Annotated in this window: 2 protein-coding genes; one reads left to right on the forward strand and one right to left on the reverse strand. The window is 45.1% G+C overall.

From position 1 onward, the window contains the following. On the forward strand, positions 1 to 1,295 hold a 1,295-nt coding region (gene dnaA / locus KDD36_15060; GenBank protein MCB0397968.1), incomplete at its 5' end, for a chromosomal replication initiator protein DnaA. Positions 1,296 to 1,701: 406 nt separating this feature from the next. Here the strand turns inward: dnaA and KDD36_15065 are convergent. After that, on the reverse strand, positions 1,702 to 2,343 hold a 642-nt coding region (locus tag KDD36_15065; GenBank protein MCB0397969.1), incomplete at its 5' end, for a metallophosphoesterase.

The raw sequence follows: 2,343 nt of genomic DNA on the forward strand, positions 1-2,343 counted from the left end.
CCAGTCAGTTTTTCTATGAATGGTTGGAAGAACATTATGTTTCCCTCCTCAAAAAGACCATTAAAAAAGAACTGGGAACCGAAGGACGATTGGAGTATTCTATTATTATGGATAACACCACCAGTCAATCCAAACCCTACACGGTAAACATCCCAACCACCAACAAGGCAGCCTTAAGGAATGCCCCGGTGGACTTTCCGGTTGACATCGGCAGTAAAACCATCCGCAACCCGTTTATCATACCCGGGCTGCAAAAAGTAAATGTAGATTCACAGCTTAACCCGCACTATTCATTTGAGAATTTTGTTGAAGGAGATTGCAACCGATTGGCAAGGTCTGCAGGGTTTGCCGTGGCAAACAAACCAGGCGGTACAGCATTCAATCCACTCCTTATTTATGGTGGTGTCGGGCTGGGAAAAACCCATTTGGCACAAGCCATTGGAATTCGCATCAAGGACAATTTCCAAAACAAGACTGTCCTTTATGTGTCGTCGGAAAAATTCTGTCATCAGTTTATTGATGCAGTAAAAAACAACAGTCAGAATGACTTCGTACATTTCTATCAAATGATGGATGTATTGATCATTGATGACGTTCAGTTTTTTGCCGGCAAGGAAAAAACACAGGACGTATTCTTCCACATCTTTAACCACCTTCACCAGAATGGTAAGCAGATTATCCTGACCGCCGACAAGGCTCCGGTTGAAATGCAGGGAATGGAACAACGCCTGTTGTCAAGATTCAAATGGGGGCTCGCAGCAGACCTGCAACCACCGGATCTTGAAACACGCATAGCGATCCTTGAAAAGAAGATGTACACTGAAGGTGTAGACCTGCCAGGTGACGTTGCGGAATACCTCGCCTACTCCATCTCCACCAATATCCGTGAATTGGAAGGTGCGTTTATTTCCCTCCTGGCCCAGGCTTCTCTTAACAAAAAGAACATCACACTCGAACTGGCGAAACAAATGATCGACAAGTTCGTGAAGAATACAGCCAGGGAAGTATCCATCGACTACATTCAAAAAGTAGTCTGTGATTATTTCGATCTTCCGATCGAGTTGATGAAATCAAAAACAAGAAAGCGTGAGGTGGTTCAGGCAAGACAGATTGCCATGTACTTTGCAAAGAACCTGACCAAAGCTTCTCTTGCTAATATCGGTATGCATTGCGGCGGAAAAGATCACGCCACCGTGTTGCATGCCTGCCGGACAGTGAATAACCTGATGGATACAGACAAGCGTTTCAGGGCTTATATCGAAGACCTGGAAAAGCGAATCAACATCAATAGTTAGTCAATGTTCAGCACCTTTTCCCACAAAAAAACCGGAGGCATCCCCTCCGGTTTTTTTGTTTTTATACGTTTTGGAATGTGCTGTAATAAACTTTCACAGGGATTCTTTTTGATTAGATGACCCAGTTTCCTTTGAGTGTTCTCAGCGCCCTCTGTGTTGCACTTTTTTACAGTGTAATGTGTTTGTTTTAAACACAGAGAACCACGGAGGTTGCACAGAGTTTCACGGAGGTAGTATATAAGAACTAGTCTCTATGATCTTTGTGCTTCTCAATGACCTCTGTGTTGCGCTTTTTTACAGGGTAATGTGTTTTGGTTTAAACTCAGAGAACCACGGAGGTTGCACAGAGTTACACGGAGGGGTTTGCTTTGCAGAAAAATTTTCGGGGTGGCTTGAACCGTATTTCTTATACTGTGTTGCGCAATTCAATCACGGTGATCTCCGGCGGCATACCCACCCTGCCGGGAAATCCAAGAAAGCCAAATCCGCGATTCACGTACAGGTATTGATTCCCTTCCTTATACAATCCCGCCCACCTGGGATATTTGTACTGGACCGGACTCCACTTGAAACTCCCAGCCTCCACGCCAAACTGCGCACCGTGGGTATGGCCACTTAGTGTTAGATCGATGCTTATTTTTCCGAGCACCTGCATATCCCAGTGAGAAGGATCGTGTGACAATAATATTCTGAATGGTATATCATCATCCAAACCTTCGGCTGCTTTTGTCAGATCACCATACTGATGAAACGGAGGCTTGCCCCAGTTCTCCACCCCGATCACGGCTATTCGTTGTCCGTTCCTTTCCAAAATCCGGTGTTCGTTCATCAGAAGGTCAAACCCGATCTCCCGGTTGGCTTCCTGCACTTCAAGAAAATTTTCTTCCTTATGTTCCGGTTTGTCCCATTGACTATAATCACCGTAGTCATGATTACCCAAAATGGACATCATGCCATTCTTCGCCTCCAGCTGCCTTAAAACATCAAACCATCCGTCCGTTTCCCGGCCAAAATTGTTCACCAGGTCTCCCGTAAAGAACAGGTAATC

The sequence above is a fragment of the Flavobacteriales bacterium genome, assembly GCA_020435415.1.
In the GTDB taxonomy this organism is placed as follows: domain Bacteria; phylum Bacteroidota; class Bacteroidia; order JACJYZ01; family JACJYZ01; genus JACJYZ01.